Here is a 21,084-nt window from a genome sequence, read left to right as displayed (position 1 = left end):
CGGATCAGTTCCCCGGAACGTCGATTTCGGCGACGACCCGCCCGGCGGCGATGTCGAAGAGGAAGGCCTTGCGCGCACCGTCGGCCATCGCGCCGTAGAACAGGATCTGCCCGGCGGAGTGCGACACGGCCGAAACGGCAAAGCCGGCCGGCAGCGTGGCGGTCGCCTTGGCGGGCGCGTCGCTCGGCACGGACAGACCGCCCGCGCTCGCCACCGCTTCCGGCTTGCCATCCCGGTTGCTGATCTTATAGACAATGGCCGCAAGGACCGCCATGAACATCAAAAGCATGATGCCGCCCGAAACGAGTTGCAGGCGCATCATCTTGCGGCGCACATTCTCCATCACCGGATCGAGCGGCTTGTCTTCCTGATCGTCGTTTTCGATATTGGACATGTCGGGCGCCCTTCCGGCAATGAGCATAAGTGAAACGATGACCGACCCCTTTAAAGAAGCCGAAGCCACAAGAAAAGTCCTGACCGTGCCTGAAGACGCCGAAGGGCGCATCGATGCCTGGCTCGCCGCCACGCTCGCCGGCGATTATTCGCGCAGCCGCATCAAGGCGCTGATCGAGGAGGGCGCGGCCCTCGTCAACGGCGCTGTCATGATCGAGCCGAAGCGCAAGGTGCATCCCGGCGACGTCGTCGAATTCACCATGCCCGCCCCGCGCGACCCGGAGCCGAAGGGCGAGGACATCCCGCTCGACGTGCTCTATGAGGACGCCGACCTGATCGTCCTCGTCAAGCCCGCCGGCCTCGTCGTGCATCCCGCCGTCGGCAACTGGACGGGCACGCTCGTCAACGCTCTCATCCACCATTGCGGGGAAAGCCTTTCCGGCATCGGCGGCGTGCGCCGCCCCGGCATCGTCCACCGGCTCGACAAGGAGACGAGCGGCGTCATGGTCGTCGCCAAGAACGACGCGGCCCACCGCCACCTCTCCGACCAGTTCGCCGACCACGGCCGCACCGGCCCGCTGGAACGCGCCTACCAGGCCATCGTCTGGGGCCGCCCGCGACAGATCAAGGGCACGATCGACGCCCCGCTCGGCCGCGGCGCCGACCGCACGAAACGGGCCGTCAAGCGCGAGGACGCGGACGATGCCCGCGAGGCGATCACCCATTACGAGGTGGTGGAACGCTACGGCGAGACCGAGGACGGCACGAGCCTCGCCTCGCTGGTCGAATGCCATCTGGAAACCGGCCGCACGCACCAGATCCGCGTGCACATGGCCCATATCGGCCATCCGCTGATCGGCGACCCGGAATATGGCGCGGCCTTCAAGACCAAGGCGAACCGCCTGCCGGACGAGGCACGCAAGGTGGTGAACGGCTTCCGGCGCCAGGCGCTGCACGCCTTCCTGCTGCAGTTCGAGCATCCCTCGACCGGCGAGACCATGCATTTCGAGGCACCGCCGCCGGAAGACCTGGAGCGCCTGATCGGGGCGCTGCGCACCATGGATGAGGCGCAGAACCCTTGATTTCCCGGCGCAGGACCCCATCTTGGGGATGTGCCGCATTATCCTTTCCCTGCCCGCCTTCACGCAGCCGTGAAGGCCCGCGGCGTCTTGAAACATTGTTTCGCCATACCTATCTGTAGGATCGGTGGGGTCGCCATGACCCACGGGGAGCATGGTCGCTGACGGGGATCCGGTCTTCGGGATCAAGCTCCGTACCGAGGCTTGCCGGAATGGAAGCCGTTTCAGAAAGGGGTGCTGAATGGCCCGCAATACGCTGCCGTCGATCACGGCCGGAGAAGGCGGTCTCAACCGCTATCTCGATGAAATCCGCAAATTTCCGATGCTTGAGCCGCAGCAGGAATACATGCTCGCCAAGCGTTACCAGGAGCACGGCGACCGCAACGCCGCGCACCAGCTCGTCACCAGCCACCTTCGCCTCGTGGCCAAGATCGCCATGGGTTATCGCGGCTACGGCCTGCCGATCGGCGAAGTCGTTTCCGAGGGCAATGTCGGCCTGATGCAGGCCGTGAAGAAATTCGACCCGGAACGCGGCTTCCGCCTTGCGACCTATGCCATGTGGTGGATCAAGGCCTCGATCCAGGAATATATCCTGCGGTCCTGGTCGCTGGTGAAGATGGGCACGACCGCCAACCAGAAGCGCCTGTTCTTCAACCTGCGCCGCATGAAGGGCAAGATCCAGGCCATCGACGATGGCGACCTGCGCCCCGACCAGGTCAAGGAGATCGCGACCAAGCTCAAGGTCTCCGAGGACGAGGTCGTCTCGATGAACCGCCGCCTGTCCGGCGACGCCTCGCTCAACGCGCCCATCAAGGCGTCGGAAGGCGACAGCGGCCAGTGGCAGGATTGGCTGGTCGACGACCACGACAGCCAGGAACAGACGCTGATCGAGCAGGACGAACTCGAAACACGCCGCGCCATGCTCGCCCGCGCCATGGGCGTGCTGAACGAGCGCGAGCGCCGCATCTTCGAGGCCCGCCGCCTTGCCGAAGACCCGGTGACGCTGGAAGAGCTGTCCACCGAGTTCGACATCAGCCGCGAGCGCGTCCGCCAGATCGAGGTCCGCGCCTTCGAGAAGGTGCAGGAAGCGGTGCAGAAATACGCGGCCGAGCAGGCCCGCGCCGTCCGCGTCATCGAGGACGCGTAAACCACGCGCCAATGAAAATGCAGAAGGCCCGGCATCGCTGCCGGGCCTTTTTTGTGCTCATTGGGGAATATTACTGGCCGCCGGGCGTCGCCCACGCCTTCATCACCGTGTCGAAGGCCTCGGCGCCGGCCGGGCCCTTGTCGAGGGTCAGCAGCGCGCGGCGGCCGTTGCGATAGGTGATCGGAATGTCGATCCAGCCCCGCGTGCGCAGAAGCTCCGTGTTCTTGGCGATCGCCTCGGGGAAATCGTTCAGCGCGATCATGTGGAAGTCGTCGGTGATCTTGGCCGGCACGGCGATCAGCGCGTCGCCGCGATCCTGCTCATTCCGCTTCATCGCCACGCGCTGCACGCTTTCGATGCCGCCGCCTTCGAAGTTCTCGGGCAGCGAGAACACCAGCTCGATGATATGGCTCGCTGGCAGCGACTTGTCCGCGTTGCGGCGGAAGGTGACGAGCGCCGTCAGGCCCTTCGAGGGCACGTTGATCTGCGCGCGCACCACCGGCTCGGGCTTGGCGTCGCCGCCCGGCGATTCCTCGGCGCTCGACCATGCGACCGTGCCTTCGATCGCCGTCGGCGACGTCTGGCCGAGCCGCTCCTCGTAGAGGAACATCTTTTGCGTCGCGCCGACGGCGGCGGCCTGGTCGCCGGTCGCGGCAGGCGCCTGCGTGTCCGTCGTCGTGGCGCCGGCCGGCGCCTGGGGGGCATTCACGGCACCGGCGGCAGGAGCCTGGCCGTCCGTCGTCGCGCCGCCCTCGGCGGACGCGGTTTCCGTGGACTGCGCCGCGACGGACTTGCCTTCTTCCGCCGCACCGCCGTCCAGCGCCGCCGCCGGGCCTGCATCCACTTCCGAGCCGTCCGTCAGCAGGCGCTGGGTGAACTTGCCGCCGGCGTTCTGCGCGGCGGAGGCGACCTCGGTATTGCCGGCCGTGCCGGACGAGGCGGTGTCCGCCGTCGGCGCGGTGCCGGTCGGCGCGGTGCTTGCCCCGCCGTCCGTCGTATCCGTCGTCGGGGTGGTCTCGGCCGGCGTTCCGGCCGAGGGCGCGGTGAAGGAGGCGATCTTCTCGTTGACCCAGCCGTTCACGGAATCGCGGTTGAACCAGTAGGCCGCGCCAGCGCCGCCCACGATCGCGAGAAGCGCGACGGTAGCAACGAGCGCCCCGAGGTTGAAGCGCGACTTGCGCGGCTCGGCGCGGAAGGAACGCTGTTGCGGCGCGCGGGCCGCTTCCACCCCGGCGGGGGATGCGGCGGCACCGGCAGGAGCGGCTTCGGGCACGGGCGACGTTGCCGCCGGGACTGAAGGCTCCGCCTTCGGCGTGAAGCCGATCAGGTCGTCGAGATCGTCCCAGTCGTTTTTCTTCGCGAGCTCGGCCGATCCGGCTCCGGGCCGCGACGCCTTTTCGTCCGGCCATTCCCAGGCAAGCGGATCAGGCTCGACGGCAGCGGTCTGCTCGCGGTTTTCGCCGGTTATGGTGGCGGCCGCCGCCTCGTTCCAGTCCCACTGCGCTTCGCTCGCGGGCATGCGCGCCTCGGCCACCGGCTCGGCCTCGGGCGCCTCCTCGTCGTGAACCGGATAGGCCTGCGGCTCGGGCTCGCTCACCTCGACGGTCTCGGCGCCAGCCTCCGCGGCGACGTCGTGCACCGGCTCTTGCCAGGAAGGCACGTAGTCCTCCGCCGGCTCGGCCTCGACCCGCCACGACGGCTCGGTATGGGCCTCGACGGCGACAGGCTCCTCGCGCACCGGTTCTTCCCAGGTGACGGGTTCCTCGCGCGCAGGCTCGTCCCAGGCGACACGCTCGGAAACGGGCTCCTCGACGCTTTCTTCGACCGAAGCCTCGGCCGCCGGTTCCTCGATCGCCGGCTCCTCGGCGATCGGCTCTTCGGCAAAGTGCTCCCCGGCAACGGGCTCTTCGGCGACAGGCTCCTCGGCAGTGGGCTCCGCGAAGGGGCCCTCTTCCGCGTGATGCTCCGTGATCGGCTCTTCGTGCGGCGCCGGCTCGGGTTCAGCAGGCCAGGGCTCCGGCTCCGCGACGGCAACCGGCTCTTCGGCGACGGGTTCCTCGACCGGGGGCTCCTCGGGCGGCGGCGCGACCGGAACCACCGCCTCGACGGGTTCGGGCACGGGCTCCTCGGCGGGGAGCGCTTCGGCGTGATCGCTCTCGACGTTCAGGATCGCCGCTTCGAGCTTGTCGAGCTGGCGCTTCATGAGCTCGTCGGAAGGGCGCGGGTTCATGGATTCGAGCTGCCGGCGGACGGCGCCGCGGGCCTTCTCGTAAACCTTCTGCCGCATCTCGGCATTGTTGTCCGAGAGGCCGTCCACGGCCCTTCGAATGACTGCTACAAAATCCGCCATCAGAACTTTCCGTCGTGCCCGTGCGCTATCTTATTGGAATAGGTCACGGAACTGGTGTTGAGCTTGAGATTAGTCCTCAAACGGGTCGGTCACAAGTATGGTATCGTCACGCTCCGGGCTGGTCGAAAGCAGGGCGACGGGCGCGCCGATCAGCTCTTCGACCTGGCGGACATACTTGATCGCCTGCGCCGGCAGGTCTGCCCAGCTCCGCGCGCCGACCGTCGATTCCTTCCAGCCTTCCAGCGTGATGTAGATCGGCTCGACGCGGGCCTGCTGGCCCTGGCTTGCCGGCAGGTGATCGATCTCCTTGCCGTCCAGCTTGTAGCCGACGCAGATCTTCAGTTCGTCGAGGCCGTCGAGGACGTCGAGCTTGGTGAGCGCGATGCCGGTGATGCCGCTGGTCTTGACGGTCTGGCGCACCAGCACGGCATCGAACCAGCCGCAACGGCGCGGACGGCCCGTATTGACGCCCACCTCGCGGCCGACGGTCGCAAGGTGCTTGCCGATCTCGTCGTCCAGTTCGCAGGGGAACGGCCCCTCGCCGACGCGGGTGGTGTAGGCCTTCGTGATCCCCAGCACGTAGCTGATCGCCGTCGGGCCGAGGCCCGAACCGGCTGCCGCCTGTCCCGCAACGGTGTTGGACGACGTCACGAACGGGTAGGTGCCGTGGTCGTTGTCGAGCAGCGCGCCCTGCGCCCCTTCGAAGAGAATACGCGCGCCGGACTTCCGCTGCTTGTCGAGGAGGTCCCAGACCCGGTCGACATAGGGCAGGATGTGCGCGGCGACCGACGTCAGCTCGGCCTCGAGCGACTCGACGGAAATCTCGGCGAGCCCCATGCCGCGGCGCAGTGCGTTGTGGTGGGTCAGCAGCCGCTCGATCTTCGGCCGGAGCGTCTCGGGCTCCGCCAGATCGATCACGCGAATGGCGCGGCGACCGACCTTGTCCTCATAAGCCGGGCCGATGCCGCGGCGCGTCGTGCCGATCTTGGTGCCGTTGCTGGAGGCCGCGTCTTCACGCAGCGCATCGAGGTCCCGGTGCAGGGAAAGGATGAGCGGCGCATTGTCCGCGATGCGCAACACCTCTGGCGTTACCGCCACGCCCTGGGCACGCAGCTTTTCCACTTCCGCGACGAAATGGTGCGGATCGACGACGACGCCGTTCCCGATGACGCTGAGCTTCCCGCGCACGAGGCCCGAAGGCAGCAAAGCCAGCTTGTAGCTGACACCGTCGATGACAAGGGTGTGGCCGGCATTGTGGCCGCCCTGGTAGCGAACGATCACTTCCGCCCGTTCCGAAAGCCAGTCGACAATCTTGCCCTTGCCTTCGTCACCCCATTGCGAACCGACAACTACGACACTTGCCATTTCATCTTTCCCGTTTTCGCGGACACGCAGCAAACCGTTACGCGCGCATGCGCCTGACACAAACCCGCGCATCTATACTGTGTTGTCTTTGGGAATGCGACCCTGTTATGACGGCCGGCATCCGCTTTTTGCATGACATTGCGCGGTTTTTCGCCTTATGTGCAGCGCCCGCCGGCGCGCCCCGCGCACCCCTCCCACGACCCGGACAACGACGCCTTGAACAGCAGAGCCTATTTCTACCTTTGCATCACCGCGCTTTTCTGGGGCGCGAACTCGGTGGCCGGCAAGCTCGCCGTCGGCCATGTCAGCCCCATGGTGCTGACGACGCTCCGGTGGATCGTCGCGCTTGTCGTCATCCTCGTCCTCATGCTGCCGCAGGTGAGGCGCGACTGGCCGGCGATCCGCAGGCACTGGCTCCAGCTCCTGCTCTACGGCGTCTTCGGCTTCACCGCCTTCAACGCCCTGCTCTACACGGCGCTCGGCTATACCAGCGCCATCAACGCCGTCATCGAGCAGGCCGGCATCCCGATGCTGATCTTCGTCTTCAACTTCCTACTCTTCCGCATCCAGGCCTCGCTTGCCCAGGTGCTCGGCTCCACGGTGACGCTTGTCGGCGTTCTGGTAACAGCCGCTCATGGCGAATTCTCGGCACTGGCGGAGCTGGAGTTCAATTACGGCGACGCCCTGATGCTCGTCGCCGGGATCGTCTATGCCGCCTACACGGTCTCGCTTCGCTGGAAGCCGGACCTGCACTGGCAGAGCTTCATCGCAGCCCCGGTCTTCGGCGCGCTCGTGAGTGCCATTCCGCTCCTGCTCTGGGAAATGTCGCGCGGCGATGCCATCTTCCCGGACGCGACCGGCTGGGCCATCGTGCTCTATGCTGGCATCTTCCCCTCGCTGCTCTCGCAGGTGCTCTACGTGCGCGGCGTGGAAATGATCGGCGCGAACCGGGCCGGCCTCTTCATCAACGCCATCCCCGTCTTCGGCACCATCCTCTCGGTCCTGCTGATCGGCGAGACGATGCATCTCTTTCACCTCGTCGCCCTCCTCCTCGTCCTCGGCGGCATCGCGATCGCCGAATGGGGCAGGCCGACGGAAAGAAAGGGCTGAACGAAAAAGACCCGCCGGACAGTTCCGGCGGGCCTTTTTCGTTTCGTCTTGGGAGGGACGAGGATCAGTCGACGTTGAAGACGAGCGGCTTGACCTGGCGGATAGCCGGGTTGGCGCCGAGCTTGGCCAGCACCTCGTCGGAGATCGGGCGGTCAACATAAAGCAGCGCGATGGCGTCGCCCCCTTCCTTCTCGCGGCCGAGCTGGAAGTTCGCGATGTTGACGCCCGCCTCGCCGAGCGTCATGCCGATGAAGCCGATCATGCCGGGAACGTCGGTATTGGTGATGTAGACCATGTGGCGGCCGACATCGGCGTCGAGGTTGATGCCCTTGATCTGGATGAAGCGCGGCTTGCCGTCCGAGAAGACCGTGCCGGCGACCGAGCGGGTCTGGTTGGCGGTCTTGACCGTCAGGCGGATGTAGCCGTCGAAGACGCCCGACTTGTCGCGCTTGACCTCGGAGAGGATGACGCCCTTCTCCTTGATCATGACGGGCGCCGAGACCATGTTCACGTCGGCCACCTGCGGGCGGATGAGGCCGGCAAGCACCGCGCTCGTCAGCGCCTTGGTGTTCATCGCGGCGGTCGAACCGTCGTAGAGGATCTCGATTTCCTTGATCGCGCTTTCCGTGACCTGGCCGACGAAGGCGCCGAGCACGTCCGCAAGGCGGATGAAGGGCTTCAGGATCGGCGCTTCCTCGGCCGTGATCGACGGCATGTTGATGGCGTTCGAGACGGCGCCCTTGACGAGGTAGTCCGACATCTGCTCTGCGACCTGCAGGGCGACGTTCTCCTGCGCTTCCGTGGTCGACGCGCCGAGATGCGGCGTGCAGACGACGTTATCGAGGCCGAAGAGCGGGCTTTCGGTCGCGGGCTCGACCTCGAACACGTCGAAGCCGGCGCCGGCGACATGGCCGGACTTGATGGCTTCGGCCAGCGCCGCCTCGTCGACGAGGCCGCCGCGGGCGCAGTTGATGATGCGCACGCCCTTCTTGGTCCTGGCGAGCGCTTCCTTGCCGAGGATGCCGCGCGTCTTGTCGGTCATCGGCACGTGGAGCGTGATGAAGTCGGCGCGGGCAAGGAGGTCGTCCAGTTCCACCTTCTCGACGCCCATTTCCACGGCACGCTCGGCCGACAGGAAGGGATCGTAGGCGATGACATGCATGCCGATGCCGATGGCCTTCTTGCAGACGATGCCGCCGATATTGCCGGCACCGATGACGCCGAGCGTCTTGCCGGTGATCTCGACGCCCATGAACTTGGACTTCTCCCACTTGCCGGCCTGGGTGGAGGTATCGGCGGCGGGAAGCTGGCGGGCGACGGCGAACATCAGCGCGATGGCGTGCTCGGCCGTGGTGATCGAGTTGCCGAAGGGCGTGTTCATGACGATGATGCCGCGGCGCGAGGCGGCCGGGATATCGACATTGTCGACGCCGATGCCGGCGCGGCCGATGACCTTGAGGTTGGTCGCCGCCGCGATCAGCTTTTCCGTCGCCTTGGTGGCGGAACGGATGGCGAGGCCGTCATAATTGCCGATGATCTCGGCGAGCTTTTCCTTGTCCTTGCCGAGCTTCGGCTGGAAGTCGACGTCCACGCCGCGATCGCGAAAGATCTGGACGGCGGTTTCCGAGAGTTCGTCGGATACGAGTACGCGAGGTGCCACGATGGCCTCCTTAAATCGGTCTTGGAAGATGAGATAAAGGGTGGCTTCGCCCGGAGGACGAAGCCGGTCGCGAAATCAGGCCGCAGCCTTGGAAAGCGTCGCCTTCTGGGTCTCGAAGGCCCAGGTCAGCCAGGGCATCAGCGCCTCAAGGTCGGCGGTGTCGATGGTGGCGCCGGCCCAGATGCGAAGGCCCGACGGGGCATCGCGGTACGCGCCGATGTCATAGGCGACACCCTCTCTGTCGAGCAGCGAGACGAGGCCCTTGGCGAAAGCGCCTTGAGCCTCGGCGTCGAGCGCCAGCACGTCCTTGTCGGCGATCGTCAGGCAGACCGAGGTGTTGGAGCGCGTCGCCGGGTCCCTGGCGAGATTGGCGATCCAGTCGTTCTTCTCGACGAAGTCGAAAATGACCTTGGCATTGGCGTCGGCGCGGGCCATCAGGCCCTTGAGGCCGCCGACCTGCCTGGCCCAGAGGAGCGCATCGATATAGTCCTCGACGCAGAGCATGGAGGGCGTGTTGATCGTCTCGCCCTGGAAGATGCCCTCGATCAGCTTGCCGCCCTTGGTCATGCGGAAGATCTTCGGCATCGGCCAGGCCGGCGTGTAGCTTTCAAGGCGTTCGACCGCGCGGGGCGACAGGATGATGACGCCATGCGCGCCCTCGCCGCCCAGCACCTTCTGCCAGGAGAAGGTGACGACATCGAGCTTGGCGAAATCGAGGTTCTGCGCGAAGGCGGCCGAGGTCGCGTCGCAGATGGTTAGGCCCTTGCGGTCGGCCGGGATGAAGTCGGCGTTCGGGACGCGCACGCCCGAGGTCGTGCCGTTCCAGGTGAAGACCACGTCACGGTCGAAATCGATCGTGGAAAGGTCGGGAAGCAAACCGTAATCGGCGGTGATCTTCCTGACGTCGGGGAGCTTCAGCTCCTTCACGACGTCAGAGACCCAGCCCGAACCGAAGCTTTCCCAGGCGACCATGTCGACGCCGCGGGGCCCGAGCAGCGACCACAGCGCCATCTCGACGGCACCGGTATCGGAGGCCGGCACGATGCCGATGCGGTAATCCGCCGGCACTTCCAGGACGTCGCGGGTGAGATCGATGGCCTGCTTGAGCTTGGCCTTGCCGATCTTGGCGCGGTGCGAACGACCGAGCGGGGCATCGGAAAGCGCTTCGAGCGACCAGTCGGGGCGCTTCGAGCAGGGGCCAGAAGAAAAATGGGTATTGTTCGGACGCACGTCCGGCGGTGTGACGGTCTTCGTCATGATCGCTATCCTTCCAGATAGATAGCTCCTCGTTGGGGAGGAGTGTCCCGCCGCCGGAAATATGGGAGAGCCGTTTTCAAGTCAAGCGGAATATGTCGCGATCGAAAAATAATAGGGCGCAATGGAAACGGCGCGCCGGTTGCCCGGGCGCGCCGCGAAAGAAAGCGATGCAGCGGCTACCAGAGAGGCACGCGCAGACCCACGCGGAACTCGTGCTTGTGGAAACCGCGGTCGCGAATTTCCATGTCGCCCGTGCCGGTGCGGAAGGCGTCGCCGCCGGCGATGCCGGAGAAGCGGTAGCCGACGTCGAGCTTGAGGCGTGAGGAAAGGTCGACGGAGGCGCCCGCCATCAGGGCATAGGTGAAGCGGAGGCCGTCCCTGCCCTCAAGGCTCGTGCTCGTGCAACCCGCGCCCGCGCAGGCGGCGTTGCGCCAGTCGAGCCAGGTGGCGCCCAGTCCGGCGCCGAGATAGGGCGTGAAGCCGGCGAGCGTGCCGAGGTCGACATAGCCGTTGGCCATCAGGCCGGCAGCGGAATAATCGGCCTTGAAGGCGCAATCGCCGCCCGCGCAGGCCGCGCCGCCACGAAAATCGCCCTTGGAGAAATCGGCCGTCAGGTCGGCACGCAGCAGATCGCTGAACTGATAGCCGAGACCGACGCCATAGGAGAGCGGCCGGGAGAAGCGGCGCTCGTCGAAAGCCTGCGTCCCGCCCGCCTCCACGACGCGGGGCCTTCCGCCCTTGATCCATCCGGAGTAACCGAGATCGCCGCGGATATACCAGCCCTCTGCCGCGACGCTTTTCGACACGTCGATCTCGGGCGCGTCGATGATCTCGATATCGCTCGCGGCGGCGCTCGTCGCGAGAAGGGCGGCGATCCCGAACGGGGCGATTCGGCAGAACATGGTCTCGATCCCTGACAGGCCGGTCTTGCCGGCAGTTGCGCGCGGCCGGCCGGCACCATGCCGCCATATACCGTCGGTTAACCATATTTCTTAAGGAATGAAGAAACCGTTAAACGGCCCCGCCCGCCCGAAACGCAAAAGGCCGCCCCGAAGGGCGGCCTTGAAAGGTCGGCGTCAACCGGCTTACTTGTAGACCGGCGGCTCGATCGGGATATCGGCCGGCGGGATATAGGAGGCCGTTTCGCAGCCGTTGAACGAGTAGCGCAGGCCGGCGCGGGCTTCGTGGCTGTAGAAGCCCTTGTCGTAACCGGGACCGCCGGCGCCACCGGCAAAGCTGAACATCTCGCCCTTCGTAACATGGCGGAAGCGATAGCCGATATCCGCCTTTAGATTGCAGGTCACATCAACCGAAGCACCAGCCATGAGGGCGTACGTGAACCGCCAGCTCTTCTTGCCGCGATGGGTAATGGTCGGATCGCAATTCGTGGGGTCGGCCGTTTCGCAAGACGTATTTTTCAGATCGCCCCAGCGGACGTATGTACCGCCGATACCGGCACCGACATAGGGCGTTATCGCTCCATAGTGACCAATGTCCACATACGCATTCGCGAGCAGACTAAGGGCCGTCATGGAAGCGACATCCCGCGATGTGCACGGTCCGGCGGGAAGGACGCCGCAGCCGCCGGTTGTCGATCCACGGAAATTGGACTTGAACATGTAGTCCAGCGTGACATCCGTGCGGAAATGGTCGTTGATCTGGTAGCCGACACCGCCGCCGAGAACGAAGCCGCTCTTCAAGCGGGTGGATGTGAACTCGCTCGACACATTCGTGCCATTCGGGAAGTAGTGCGCCCCGCGCATCTTGTTGAAGGACCAGCCCGCGTCGCCACGTAGGTACCAGCCGCCGGTCTCGACCACGGCGGTTTCCTGGACCGGAGCCTCGATGACCTGCGGTTCATACAAATCGGCTGCGTAAACCGGCATGCCTGACAGCAGGACGGCCGCGACGCCACTCAAAACTTTCCTCATCGCCTTGCTCCAATAGGCTTGTGCTTGGCACGCCCGGCACGCCGGCTTTCCAAGTCCCTCGATCGGCTATGGATAATGGCGAAGAAAGGTTAAGGCCCGATTAACTACGAAAGTTTACTCTATTCGTTAACAACCATTCACAAATTCGGTAAATCTTTAAGTAACGGTCCAATTTCAACTAGCCGAAAGGAAAGCCGAACCAGAGCCTCGGTCCCCAGGCGTCATCCTCGGCCTTGTGCCGAAGATCTGCGAACACATCAGACGATCGCAGCTTCGCAAATGCGCGGGAGAGCCCGAGCATGACGAACGGCGGCTTACACACCGTGTCGGTGATCCGGACCGCGCGCCGCACAGCCCTGCCTTCGGAAAATGCGGCCGGTGCCTCAAGCGGCGCTGCGCACCGCGCCGATGACGCCGACGAGCTGGTCCACGATGCGCTCCACCTGGGCGCGGTCGTCGCCTTCCGCCATCACGCGGATCAGCGGCTCCGTGCCGGAAGGGCGGATGAGGAGGCGGCCGTTGCGGGCAAGCTCGCTCTCCGCATCCGCGATGGCCTGGCGCACCGCGGCGTCTTCCAGCGGCTTGCCGGCCTGCACGCGAACATTCTTGAGGATCTGCGGCACGGGCTCGAAACGGTTGCACACCTCGCTGACGGTCCTGCCGCTGCGCTTGACGCAGGCAAGGATCTGCAGCGCCGCCACGAGGCCATCTCCGGTCGTGCCGAAATCCGACAGCACGATATGGCCGGACTGCTCGCCGCCGACATTGTGATCGTTCTGGCGCATGTGCTCGACGACATAGCGGTCGCCGACCTTGGTGCGCTGGAGGCCGAGGCCCTTGCCGGTCAGGAAGCGTTCCAGGCCGAGATTGGACATGACGGTCGCCACGATGCCGCCGCCGCGCAGCATGCCGTCCGCCGCCCAGCTTTCCGCGATGACGGCCATGAGCTGGTCGCCGTCGATGATCTTGCCGTTCTCGTCAATGATCTGCACGCGGTCGGCATCGCCATCGAGCGCGATGCCGATATCGGCGCGCACCTCGTGCACCTTGCGCTGCAGCGTTTCCGGATGGGTCGAGCCGCAGTCGAGATTGATGTTGAGGCCGTCTGGCTCGTTGCCGATCGTCACGACGTCGGCGCCGAGCTCCCACAGGGCCGCGGGCGCCACGCGATAGGCCGCGCCGTTGGCACAGTCGATGGCGATGCGCAGGCCCTGCAGGGTCACGTCCCGCGGCAGCGTGCGCTTGGCGTGCTCGATATAGCGGTCGTGCACGCCGTCGATGCGCTTTGCCCGGCCGATCTCGGCGGACTTGGCAAGCTGCGCCATCATGTCCTTTTCGAGCAGGTCCTCGATCTCCATCTCAAGCTCGTCGGAGAGCTTGTAGCCATCAGGGCCGAAGAGCTTGATGCCGTTGTCGTAGAAGGGATTGTGCGAGGCCGAGATCATGACGCCGATATCGGCGCGCAGCGACCGGGTCAGCATGGCGACGGCGGGCGTCGGGATCGGGCCGAGGACGAAGGCGTCGATGCCGGCGGCGGTGAATCCCGCAACCATGGCGTTTTCCAGCATGTAGCCGGAAAGGCGCGTGTCCTTGCCGATCACCACCCGGTGGCGGTGCGCGCCGCGCCGGAAGATCGTGCCCACGGCGATGCCGACCCGCATGGCGAGGTCCGGCGTCATCGGGAAGGTGTTGGATTGACCCCGGATGCCATCCGTGCCGAAATAACGACGTTTCATCTTCGCTCCTGAAATCGCTGGCTCCTGCGGTCTTCCCCCGCGCCAACGCGATACGCGCCTCGTCTGCCGCGTCCAAGGTGCCCTATAGCAGCGCACCGGCGATGGAAACAGTCTCGTCCCGTCGCGTAACTTTAACCTTAAGACATGCGGCTTTCGTGCTTCTTGCCACAAAAGCCGGCAAAGAACATCCACCCCGGAATCAGAATTCGTTACAGCGCGTTACCGAAAGAAAACGGCCGGGAGCTGCGTCCCGGCCGTTTCGATCTTTCTTTGCCCGGAGATTACTGCGGCTGGGGCTCCAGCCCGCCTTCCGGCTCGCCGCCCTTCTTCTGGCCGGCCTTCGGAACGGCGGAGCCGCGGTGCGGCGGCGTATCGTCGCCGAGGTCGCGCGCCGGCTTCTCGCCGCGGATGAGGGCCTTGATCTCGTCGCCGGTCAGCGTCTCGTATTCGAGAAGGCCTTCGGCGAGCGCCACGAATTCGTGGTTCTGCTCGGTGATGATGCGCTTGGCCTCGGAATAGGCCTCGTCGATCAGGCGGCGGATTTCGTTGTCGATCTTCTGCGCGGTGGCTTCGGAAACGTTCTTCTGCTGCGCGACGGAATGGCCGAGGAACACTTCCTGCTGGTTCTCGCCATAGGCGACCTGGCCGAGCTGGTCGGAGAAGCCCCACTGGGTGACCATGGCGCGGGCAAGCTTGGTCGCCTGCTCGATGTCAGAGGATGCGCCCGAGGTGATGTTGTCCTTGCCGAAGGTGATCTCCTCGGCGACACGGCCGCCCATCATGATGGCGAGGCGCGAGACCATCCACTTGTAGCTCATCGAGTAGCGGTCGCCCTCGGGAAGCTGCATGACCATGCCGAGCGCGCGGCCGCGCGGGATGATCGTCGCCTTGTGCAGCGGATCGGCGAGCGGCACCTTGAGCGCGACGATGGCGTGGCCGGCCTCGTGATAGGCGGTGAGCTTCTTTTCCGCCTCGGTCATGGCCGAGGAGCGGCGCTCGGCGCCCATCATGATCTTGTCCTTGGCGTCCTCGAATTCCTGCATGGTGACGAGGCGCTTGTTGCGGCGCGCGGCCATCAGCGCGGCCTCGTTGACGAGGTTCATGAGGTCGGCGCCGGAAAAGCCGGGCGTGCCGCGGGCAAGGATCTTGAGGTCGACATTCGGGGCGAGCGGCACGTTGCGCACATGCACCTTGAGGATGCGCTCGCGGCCGACGATGTCCGGGTTCGGCACGACGACCTGGCGGTCGAAACGGCCGGGACGCAGCAGCGCCGGGTCGAGCACGTCGGGGCGGTTGGTCGCGGCGATGAGGATGATGCCCTCGTTCGCCTCGAAGCCGTCCATCTCGACGAGAAGCTGGTTCAGCGTCTGCTCGCGCTCGTCGTTGCCGCCGCCGAGGCCGGCGCCGCGATGGCGGCCGACGGCGTCGATTTCGTCGATGAAGATGATGCAGGGCGCGTTCTTCTTGGCCTGCTCGAACATGTCGCGCACGCGGCTGGCGCCGACGCCGACGAACATTTCCACGAAGTCGGAGCCCGAAATGGTGAAGAAGGGCACGTTCGCCTCACCCGCGACGGAGCGGGCGAGCAGCGTCTTGCCGGTGCCGGGCGGGCCGACGAGCAGCACGCCGCGCGGAATGCGGCCGCCAAGGCGCTGGAACTTCTGCGGGTCGCGCAGGAATTCCACGATCTCTTCCAGGTCCTGCTTGGCCTCGTCGACGCCCGCGACATCCGCGAAGGTCACCCGGCCATGCGCCTCGGTCAGAAGCTTGGCCTTGGACTTGCCGAAGCCCATCGCCCCGCGCGAGCCGCCCTGCATCTGGCGCATGAAGAACAGCCAGACGCCGAGGATCAGGAGCATGGGCAGCAGCGTGCCGATATAGCTGAGGAAGCCGGACGAGCCGTCCGTCTCGGGCCGCGCGCTGACGACGACGTTCTTCGCCTCCAGACGCTGGACGAGCGAGTTGTCGCCGTTCGGCGCATAGGTCTGGAAGGTCGCGCCGGTCTCGACATAACTGCCGACGATCTTTTCACCGGTGATGACGACCTCCTTCACCCGGCTCGCGTCCACTTCCTTGAGGAACTGCGAATACGGGATTTCCCGCGAGCCGGTCTGGGCCGGACTCGTCTGGAACATGCTGAACAGCGCGATCAGCAGAAGGGCGATGATCGCCCAGAGGGCGAAGTTGCGGAAGTTGGGATTCATCGAGCTTTCCGGGCACTTTCTCGACCAAGGGCTCCTGGCCGCTTCTTTGTCCCCTAACATAGGGTCGCCTTGCGGCCTTGCCAAGGCAAAGCGCTCGCACCCCGGGGCTTTTCTCAAACTATCGTCAACAACAGGCGCGACCGGCGCCAGCGCGCGGGTCGTGCCACCATCGACACTTTCCCGCATATTACCACAACGCAGTCGTCCGCGCCCTCATTCGTTCGGCGGAGGGGGGAAACGCGGGCACCCTGCAAGGTCCGCCAGCGCCTGCGCGACCGGCAGATCGAATCGCGGCAGGAAATACGCGTAGGGCGCGATCGCCGGCTCGACATCCGCCGCCGTGCGCGTCGCCGCGCCGCCGTCCTCGAATCTCAGGCACGGCGCGGCGCGGGCGGCGCGCAGGGCGGGGCCGTGCAGGTGCGCAAGCGCGCCCTCGCCTCCCCCCTCGCAACAGGCGCAAACCACGACGGCGCGCTCCGCCCGGACGACGACACGATACCGCCCGTCCCAAACGCCGGCCTCTCCCGGCCGCAGCAGCAGGGGAGCGATGCCGCGGCATTCCCTGTAGAGATGAAGGCCGTCGCGGCGGCGGTCGAACACCACCCGTCCGGCCGTCATACGCGACAGTGTGCCGCTGGCAAGAAAGGTCTTCAGGCGGCCGGCGGAGCGGGCTTCGAGCACATGGACGCGGCCGCCCGCCGTCGCCGCGAGCAGCAGGAGACCGCGCCAGGCGGCAGGTTCCGAAAGGGCGACGGCGATGCCGGCAAGCGATAGCGTGAAGCATGAGCCGTCCCTCCGCACCGCGGCGGCAAGGAAATCCGCCGCGCGCTTGGCCAGCACGAGCCGTTCGCCGGGCGCTGGCTGCAGGGCCGGCACGACGCCTTCCGCGCGGATGCGCACCCGCTCGAAGCGACGATTGAGATTGCTCGGATCGTCGATCCAGCCTTCGCCGTGCGCATCGAGGAAGGCGCGGATCGCGGCCCGGTCGATGCCGAGAAGCGGCCGGAGCAGCCAGACCGCCCCCTCCAGCAGGACCGCATCCGCCATGCCGGAAAGCCCGACGCCTTCGCCCGTGCGGGCGGCACGCATGGCGACGGTCTCGTTCTGGTCGTCGCGCGTATGGGCGGCAAGGATCGCATCGGCGCCGGCTTGCACGGCGGCATCGACGAGAAGCGCGTAGCGCCGGGCCCGGGCGGCGGCCTGCAGACCGGCCGCCGGCTTCGGTCCTTCCCAGCGGCGCGTGAGATGCGCAACGCCGTGGCGCGCGCAAAGGGCCGCGACGGCGGACGCCTCCCCGGCCGAACCGGCACGAAGGGCATGGTCGACGGTACAGGCCATGAGCGTGATGTGAGGGTAGCGCCCGGCGGCGCAAAGGGTGGCGAGCGCCACGAGGAGCCCGGTCGAATCGCTGCCGCCGGAAATGGCGATCAGCAGCCGTGCGGGGCGTTTGAAACTTGCAAGAAGGCGATCGGCTGCCTCGACGACGGGATTGTCCGCGCGGGCCACGACCTTCGCTCCGTCCGCAATCAGCAGGACAGGCGGCTCTGCTCGGAAGAAACCTTGTTCTTCACGGCCTTGGAGGCATTCGGATAGCGCTTGTTGACTTCGCGCAGCGTCGCGCAGGCGGTTTCGCGGTTATCGAGCGCGGCGAGCGACATGCCGAGCTTGAGCAGCATTTCCGGCGCCTTCTTAGACTTGGCGTAGGTCTGGTGGGCGTTGAGGAAAGTCTTGGCCGCGTCGTTGAAGTTGCCCTGCGAATATTGCGCCTCGCCGAGCCAGAAATTGGCGTCGGCCGCCTTCTCGCTGCTCGGGAAGATGTCGAGATAGTCGCGGAATTCGCGCTCGGCCACCTGGTAGTCGCCGGAAAGCACATGGCCATAGGCCGACTGGTAGAGATCGTCCGGATTGTCGAGCGAGGCGGTCGTGGACTGCGAAGCCTGCGGCAGGCCGCCATCCGTGCCGGGCGCCGTGTTGCCGCTGCCGATCGAGGCGCTCCGGTTGTTGAGGTCCGGATTGGTCTCCGCGCCGATCGGGTTGCCGTTCTCGTCGAACTTGATGGAGCCGAGTTCCTGCGGCTGGGCCCCGCCCCCGCCGGGCTCGCCGGGCGTGCCGGCCCCGGCGGTGTCATCCGCCGGCGCCCGGTTCGAAGCGATCTGCTGGTCGGGCGTTCCGCCGTTGACCGGCTTGTCGAGCGCGCCGCTCTTGCCGCTGGCCTTGCCCTTGCCGTTCTCCAGGTCCTGGAAACGGTATTCGTTGTCTTCCTGCGCCTTGCGGATCTGTTCCTGCATCTGCAGAAGCTGGTAGCTCATCTCCTCGATGCGGCCGTTGAGGTTACGGATCTCCTCCTCGAGCTGGCCGACCCGCGGATCCATGGCCTGGGCCAGAACCACGTTGCCGTCGCCGGCCCCCGCGCTCTTGTGGGAAAGGAAGCCGTTGGCCAGAGTCGAGAGCGGCGATGCGCTGATCGGCCCGACCGTGCCTGCGACCGCTGCGAGACTGAGAACGCCTGCCGCGACAAGTTTCTTCATCTATCTTCGTCCTGTTGGTCCGATTGTGCGCCGAGGCGCTGCCGAAGAGTTTTCCAAATATCCTCAAAAAGCAACGGAGTTCGGCCAAAGTGTGTTGAAAAAAGAAAGGCGGCCAAAAGGCCGCCTTTCCCATGCGTTCCCCGAGGGGAATTACATGCCCGCGCCGCCGAGAACGGTGACGGCACGACGGTTCTGCGACCAGCAGGAAATGTCGTCGCACACGGCGACCGGACGTTCCTTGCCGTAGGAGATCGTCTTGATGCGGTTTGCCGGGATACCGCGCGAAGCGAGGTACTGGCGGGTCGCCGCGGCGCGGCGTGCGCCGAGCGCGAGGTTGTATTCGCGCGTGCCGCGTTCGTCGGCATGGCCTTCGACCGTGATCGCGTAGTTCGGGTAGCGCTGCAGCCACTGGGCCTGGCGGTCGAGCGTCGAGGCGGCGTCGGCACGGATCGACGTGGAGTCGGTGTCGAAGAAGATGCGGTCGCCGACATTGACCGTGAAGTCCTGCTGCGAGCCGGGCGTGGCCGAACCGCCGGCGCCGCCGTTGAGGCCGAGGTCGCCGGCGCTGTTCGGCAGGTTCTTCTTGGAGGCGCAGCCCGCCAGGGCGAGCGTCATGAAGAGCGCGATCATCACCGGGTTGCGGGCGATGGTCTGCATGCGGCCAGCGGCCGGAGTATGAATGCGGCTCATGAGCCGGTCTCCTTGCATCAGTTCTTGCGTCAAGTTCGTTGAAGCGCGGGTTTCAATCAGGGTTGCCAGACTGTAACCCGGAGCGGTTAATCCGCCTTCAACGGTTATGGTTAACGATTGCTTGTAAGACCGTCCCCGGCCCCTCGCATTTCATCATGCTGTCGCATGCTCGGGCGCGGAACCTCGTCACATATCCGCGCGGGCAGCATGCCGAAACGGAAGCGGGCCCGCCGCTTCTCGCCGTGGCGCCTGATTTACAGGACTTTGCGGCAAGAACGCGGCAGACCCGCCCCATTCGGGATGCTCCGAAGACTATTCGAGCAGCGGCGACCAGGCCGGGTCGGAGGCAAAGCCCTTGGTCTGGATGAGTTGCTCGTTGTAGCCCGTCAGGTCGATCGAGTAGATCTGCGGGCCGCCGGCGCCGGCCGACTGGCGGAAGAACATCAGCACGCGACCGTTCGGCGCCCAGGTCGGGCCTTCGTTGTGGAAGCCCGTGGTCAGGATGCGCTCGCCCGAACCGTCCGTCTTCATCACGCCGATGGAGAACTTGCCGCCCGACTGCTTGGTGAAGGCGATGAGGTCGCCGCGCGGGGACCAGACCGGCGTGGAATAGGAGCCGTCGCCGAAGGAGATGCGGCGCTGGCCCGAGCCGTCGGCGCCCATCACGTAGAGCTGCGGCCGGCCGCCGCGGTCGCTTTCGAAGACGATCTGGCTGCCGTCGGGCGAATAGGACGGCGAGGTGTCGATCGCCGCGGTCGAGGTCAGCCGCGTCGTGGTGCGCGAGCGCAGGTCCATCGTGTAGATGTTGGAGTTGCCCTCCTGCTGCAGGCTCATGATGACCTTCTGGCCATCCGGCGAGAAGCGCGGCGAGAAGGTCATGCCCGGGAAGTTGCCGACCACCTCGCGCTGCCCCGTCTCGAGCTGGAGCAGGTAGACGCGCGGCTGGTTGCCCTCGAAGGACATGTAGGTGATTTCCTGGCGGTTCGGCGAGAAGCGCGGCGTGAGCACGAGTTCATTCGAATTCGTCAGCGCCCGGGCATTGAAGCCGTCCTGGTCCATGATGGCGAGCTGGCGCTTGCGGTCCGTCTTCGGGCCGCTTTCGGCGACATAGACGATGCGCGTGTCGAAGTAGCCCTTTTCGCCCGTCAGGCGTTCATAGATCGCATCGGCGATGATATGCGCCACGCGGCGCCAGTTTTCCGGCTGGGTATAGAACTGCTGGCCGGTGAGCTGCTGGCCGGCAAACGTGTCCCAGAGGCGGAACTCGGCGCGCAGGCGCCCGTCGCCCTCCTGCGTCACGCGGCCCGTGACGAGCGCCTGCGCATTGATGACCTTCCAGTCGTCGAAGCGCGGCGGCTGGTCCGGGTTGGAGATCTTCTCGATGAAGGCCTTCTTGTTGACCGGCGCGAAGAGGCCGGAGCGCTTGAGGTCGGCGGCGATCACGTCGGTGATGCGCTGGCCGAGGTCACCGCTGGCGACGAAGTCCGTCACCGCGACCGGCAGCGGCTCGACGTTGCCCTTGTTGATGTTGATTTCCACTTTCGCAAAGGCCTGCGGCAGGGACACCGCAAGGCCAGTCAGCACGACCAGCAAACGGAGAAGATTGCGTCTGAACATCTATCTGGGCCTTCCTG

General features: G+C 65.9%; 16 protein-coding genes. 3 read left to right on the top strand and 13 right to left on the bottom strand.

The window, feature by feature from the left end:
- Window positions 1-4 precede the first annotated feature (4 nt).
- Window positions 5-394 carry a hypothetical protein gene (locus tag L0976_RS05880; RefSeq protein WP_234186507.1) on the bottom strand — a complete coding sequence of 130 codons (390 nt, stop codon included), beginning with the start codon at window positions 392-394 and terminating at the stop codon, window positions 5-7.
- Window positions 395-431: 37 nt separating this feature from the next.
- Between L0976_RS05880 and L0976_RS05875 the strand changes: the two genes are divergently transcribed.
- Together L0976_RS05875 and rpoH are read left to right on the top strand one after the other, a co-directional pair.
- Complete coding sequence (locus L0976_RS05875; RefSeq protein WP_203316002.1) at window positions 432-1,475, top strand: RluA family pseudouridine synthase; 1,044 nt, start codon at window positions 432-434, stop codon at window positions 1,473-1,475.
- Window positions 1,476-1,713: 238 nt separating this feature from the next.
- Complete coding sequence (gene rpoH, locus L0976_RS05870; protein ID WP_203316003.1) at window positions 1,714-2,619, top strand: RNA polymerase sigma factor RpoH; 906 nt, start codon at window positions 1,714-1,716, stop codon at window positions 2,617-2,619.
- 70 nt (window positions 2,620-2,689) lie between these two features.
- Here the strand turns inward: rpoH and L0976_RS05865 are convergent, their stop codons facing one another.
- Together L0976_RS05865 and L0976_RS05860 are read right to left on the bottom strand one after the other, a co-directional pair.
- Complete coding sequence (locus L0976_RS05865; protein ID WP_234186506.1) at window positions 2,690-4,969, bottom strand: hypothetical protein; 2,280 nt, start codon at window positions 4,967-4,969, stop codon at window positions 2,690-2,692.
- A 69-nt stretch (window positions 4,970-5,038) separates the two neighbouring features.
- Window positions 5,039-6,334 (bottom strand): adenylosuccinate synthase, encoded by a 1,296-nt coding sequence (locus tag L0976_RS05860; protein ID WP_234186505.1) that lies wholly within the window; start codon window positions 6,332-6,334, stop codon window positions 5,039-5,041.
- A gap of 216 nt (window positions 6,335-6,550) precedes the next feature.
- Here L0976_RS05860 and L0976_RS05855 point away from each other — a divergent pair, with 216 nt between their 5' ends.
- Window positions 6,551-7,444: a DMT family transporter gene (locus L0976_RS05855; RefSeq protein ID WP_234186504.1), complete on the top strand. Its 894-nt coding sequence runs from the start codon at window positions 6,551-6,553 to the stop codon at window positions 7,442-7,444.
- Window positions 7,445-7,508: 64 nt separating this feature from the next.
- On the opposite strand, the gene serA is transcribed toward L0976_RS05855, so the two are convergent.
- The 10 genes from serA to tolB all read right to left on the bottom strand — a co-directional run bounded on the left by serA (window position 7,509) and on the right by tolB (window position 21,067).
- The gene (serA, locus tag L0976_RS05850) at window positions 7,509-9,104 is read right to left on the bottom strand and encodes a phosphoglycerate dehydrogenase (RefSeq protein WP_234186503.1); all 1,596 of its coding nucleotides are present in this window, start codon (window positions 9,102-9,104) and stop codon (window positions 7,509-7,511) included.
- Between the two features lie 75 nt (window positions 9,105-9,179).
- The gene (locus L0976_RS05845) at window positions 9,180-10,361 is read right to left on the bottom strand and encodes a phosphoserine transaminase (protein WP_234186502.1); all 1,182 of its coding nucleotides are present in this window, start codon (window positions 10,359-10,361) and stop codon (window positions 9,180-9,182) included.
- A 176-nt stretch (window positions 10,362-10,537) separates the two neighbouring features.
- A complete protein-coding gene (locus tag L0976_RS05840) occupies window positions 10,538-11,263 on the bottom strand; it encodes an outer membrane protein (RefSeq protein WP_234186501.1) in 726 nt (241 codons plus the stop codon).
- Between the two features lie 183 nt (window positions 11,264-11,446).
- A complete protein-coding gene (locus tag L0976_RS05835; protein ID WP_234186500.1) occupies window positions 11,447-12,292 on the bottom strand; it encodes an outer membrane protein in 846 nt (281 codons plus the stop codon).
- A 383-nt stretch (window positions 12,293-12,675) separates the two neighbouring features.
- Window positions 12,676-14,028: a phosphoglucosamine mutase gene (gene glmM, locus L0976_RS05830; protein ID WP_234186499.1), complete on the bottom strand. Its 1,353-nt coding sequence runs from the start codon at window positions 14,026-14,028 to the stop codon at window positions 12,676-12,678.
- Window positions 14,029-14,309: 281 nt separating this feature from the next.
- Window positions 14,310-16,232, bottom strand: coding sequence for an ATP-dependent zinc metalloprotease FtsH (gene ftsH, locus L0976_RS05825; protein ID WP_203316012.1), 1,923 nt, complete (start codon window positions 16,230-16,232; stop codon window positions 14,310-14,312).
- A gap of 213 nt (window positions 16,233-16,445) precedes the next feature.
- Window positions 16,446-17,738, bottom strand: a complete 1,293-nt coding sequence (tilS, locus tag L0976_RS05820; protein ID WP_234186498.1) for a tRNA lysidine(34) synthetase TilS — start codon at window positions 17,736-17,738, stop codon at window positions 16,446-16,448.
- Window positions 17,739-17,758: 20 nt separating this feature from the next.
- Window positions 17,759-18,760, bottom strand: a complete 1,002-nt coding sequence (gene ybgF, locus L0976_RS05815) for a tol-pal system protein YbgF (RefSeq protein WP_234186497.1) — start codon at window positions 18,758-18,760, stop codon at window positions 17,759-17,761.
- A 150-nt stretch (window positions 18,761-18,910) separates the two neighbouring features.
- Complete coding sequence (gene pal / locus L0976_RS05810; RefSeq protein ID WP_203316015.1) at window positions 18,911-19,450, bottom strand: peptidoglycan-associated lipoprotein Pal; 540 nt, start codon at window positions 19,448-19,450, stop codon at window positions 18,911-18,913.
- A gap of 312 nt (window positions 19,451-19,762) precedes the next feature.
- Window positions 19,763-21,067: a Tol-Pal system beta propeller repeat protein TolB gene (gene tolB, locus L0976_RS05805; RefSeq protein ID WP_203316016.1), complete on the bottom strand. Its 1,305-nt coding sequence runs from the start codon at window positions 21,065-21,067 to the stop codon at window positions 19,763-19,765.
- Window positions 21,068-21,084: the final 17 nt, after the last annotated feature.

The sequence above is a fragment of the Shinella sp. NM-101 genome (genome assembly GCF_021401195.1).
In the GTDB taxonomy this organism is placed as follows: domain Bacteria; phylum Pseudomonadota; class Alphaproteobacteria; order Rhizobiales; family Rhizobiaceae; genus Shinella.
The sequence above is the reverse complement of the archived record's forward strand: the minus strand, read 5'-3'. Positions and strand labels throughout refer to the sequence as shown.

Bases quoted from the DNA above. Each gene is read 5' to 3' on its own strand.
- L0976_RS05880 (WP_234186507.1), bottom strand. From the start codon at position 394: ATGTCCAATATCGAAAACGACGATCAGGAAGACAAGCCGCTCGATCCG.
- L0976_RS05875 (WP_203316002.1), top strand. From the start codon at position 432: ATGACCGACCCCTTTAAAGAAGCCGAAGCCACAAGAAAAGTCCTGACC.
- rpoH (WP_203316003.1), top strand. From the start codon at position 1,714: ATGGCCCGCAATACGCTGCCGTCGATCACGGCCGGAGAAGGCGGTCTC.
- L0976_RS05865 (WP_234186506.1), bottom strand. From the start codon at position 4,969: ATGGCGGATTTTGTAGCAGTCATTCGAAGGGCCGTGGACGGCCTCTCG.
- L0976_RS05860 (WP_234186505.1), bottom strand. From the start codon at position 6,334: ATGGCAAGTGTCGTAGTTGTCGGTTCGCAATGGGGTGACGAAGGCAAG.
- L0976_RS05845 (WP_234186502.1), bottom strand. From the start codon at position 10,361: ATGACGAAGACCGTCACACCGCCGGACGTGCGTCCGAACAATACCCAT.
- L0976_RS05840 (WP_234186501.1), bottom strand. From the start codon at position 11,263: ATGTTCTGCCGAATCGCCCCGTTCGGGATCGCCGCCCTTCTCGCGACG.
- L0976_RS05835 (WP_234186500.1), bottom strand. From the start codon at position 12,292: ATGAGGAAAGTTTTGAGTGGCGTCGCGGCCGTCCTGCTGTCAGGCATG.
- glmM (WP_234186499.1), bottom strand. From the start codon at position 14,028: ATGAAACGTCGTTATTTCGGCACGGATGGCATCCGGGGTCAATCCAAC.
- ftsH (WP_203316012.1), bottom strand. From the start codon at position 16,232: ATGAATCCCAACTTCCGCAACTTCGCCCTCTGGGCGATCATCGCCCTT.
- ybgF (WP_234186497.1), bottom strand. From the start codon at position 18,760: ATGAAGAAACTTGTCGCGGCAGGCGTTCTCAGTCTCGCAGCGGTCGCA.
- pal (WP_203316015.1), bottom strand. From the start codon at position 19,450: ATGAGCCGCATTCATACTCCGGCCGCTGGCCGCATGCAGACCATCGCC.
- tolB (WP_203316016.1), bottom strand. From the start codon at position 21,067: ATGTTCAGACGCAATCTTCTCCGTTTGCTGGTCGTGCTGACTGGCCTT.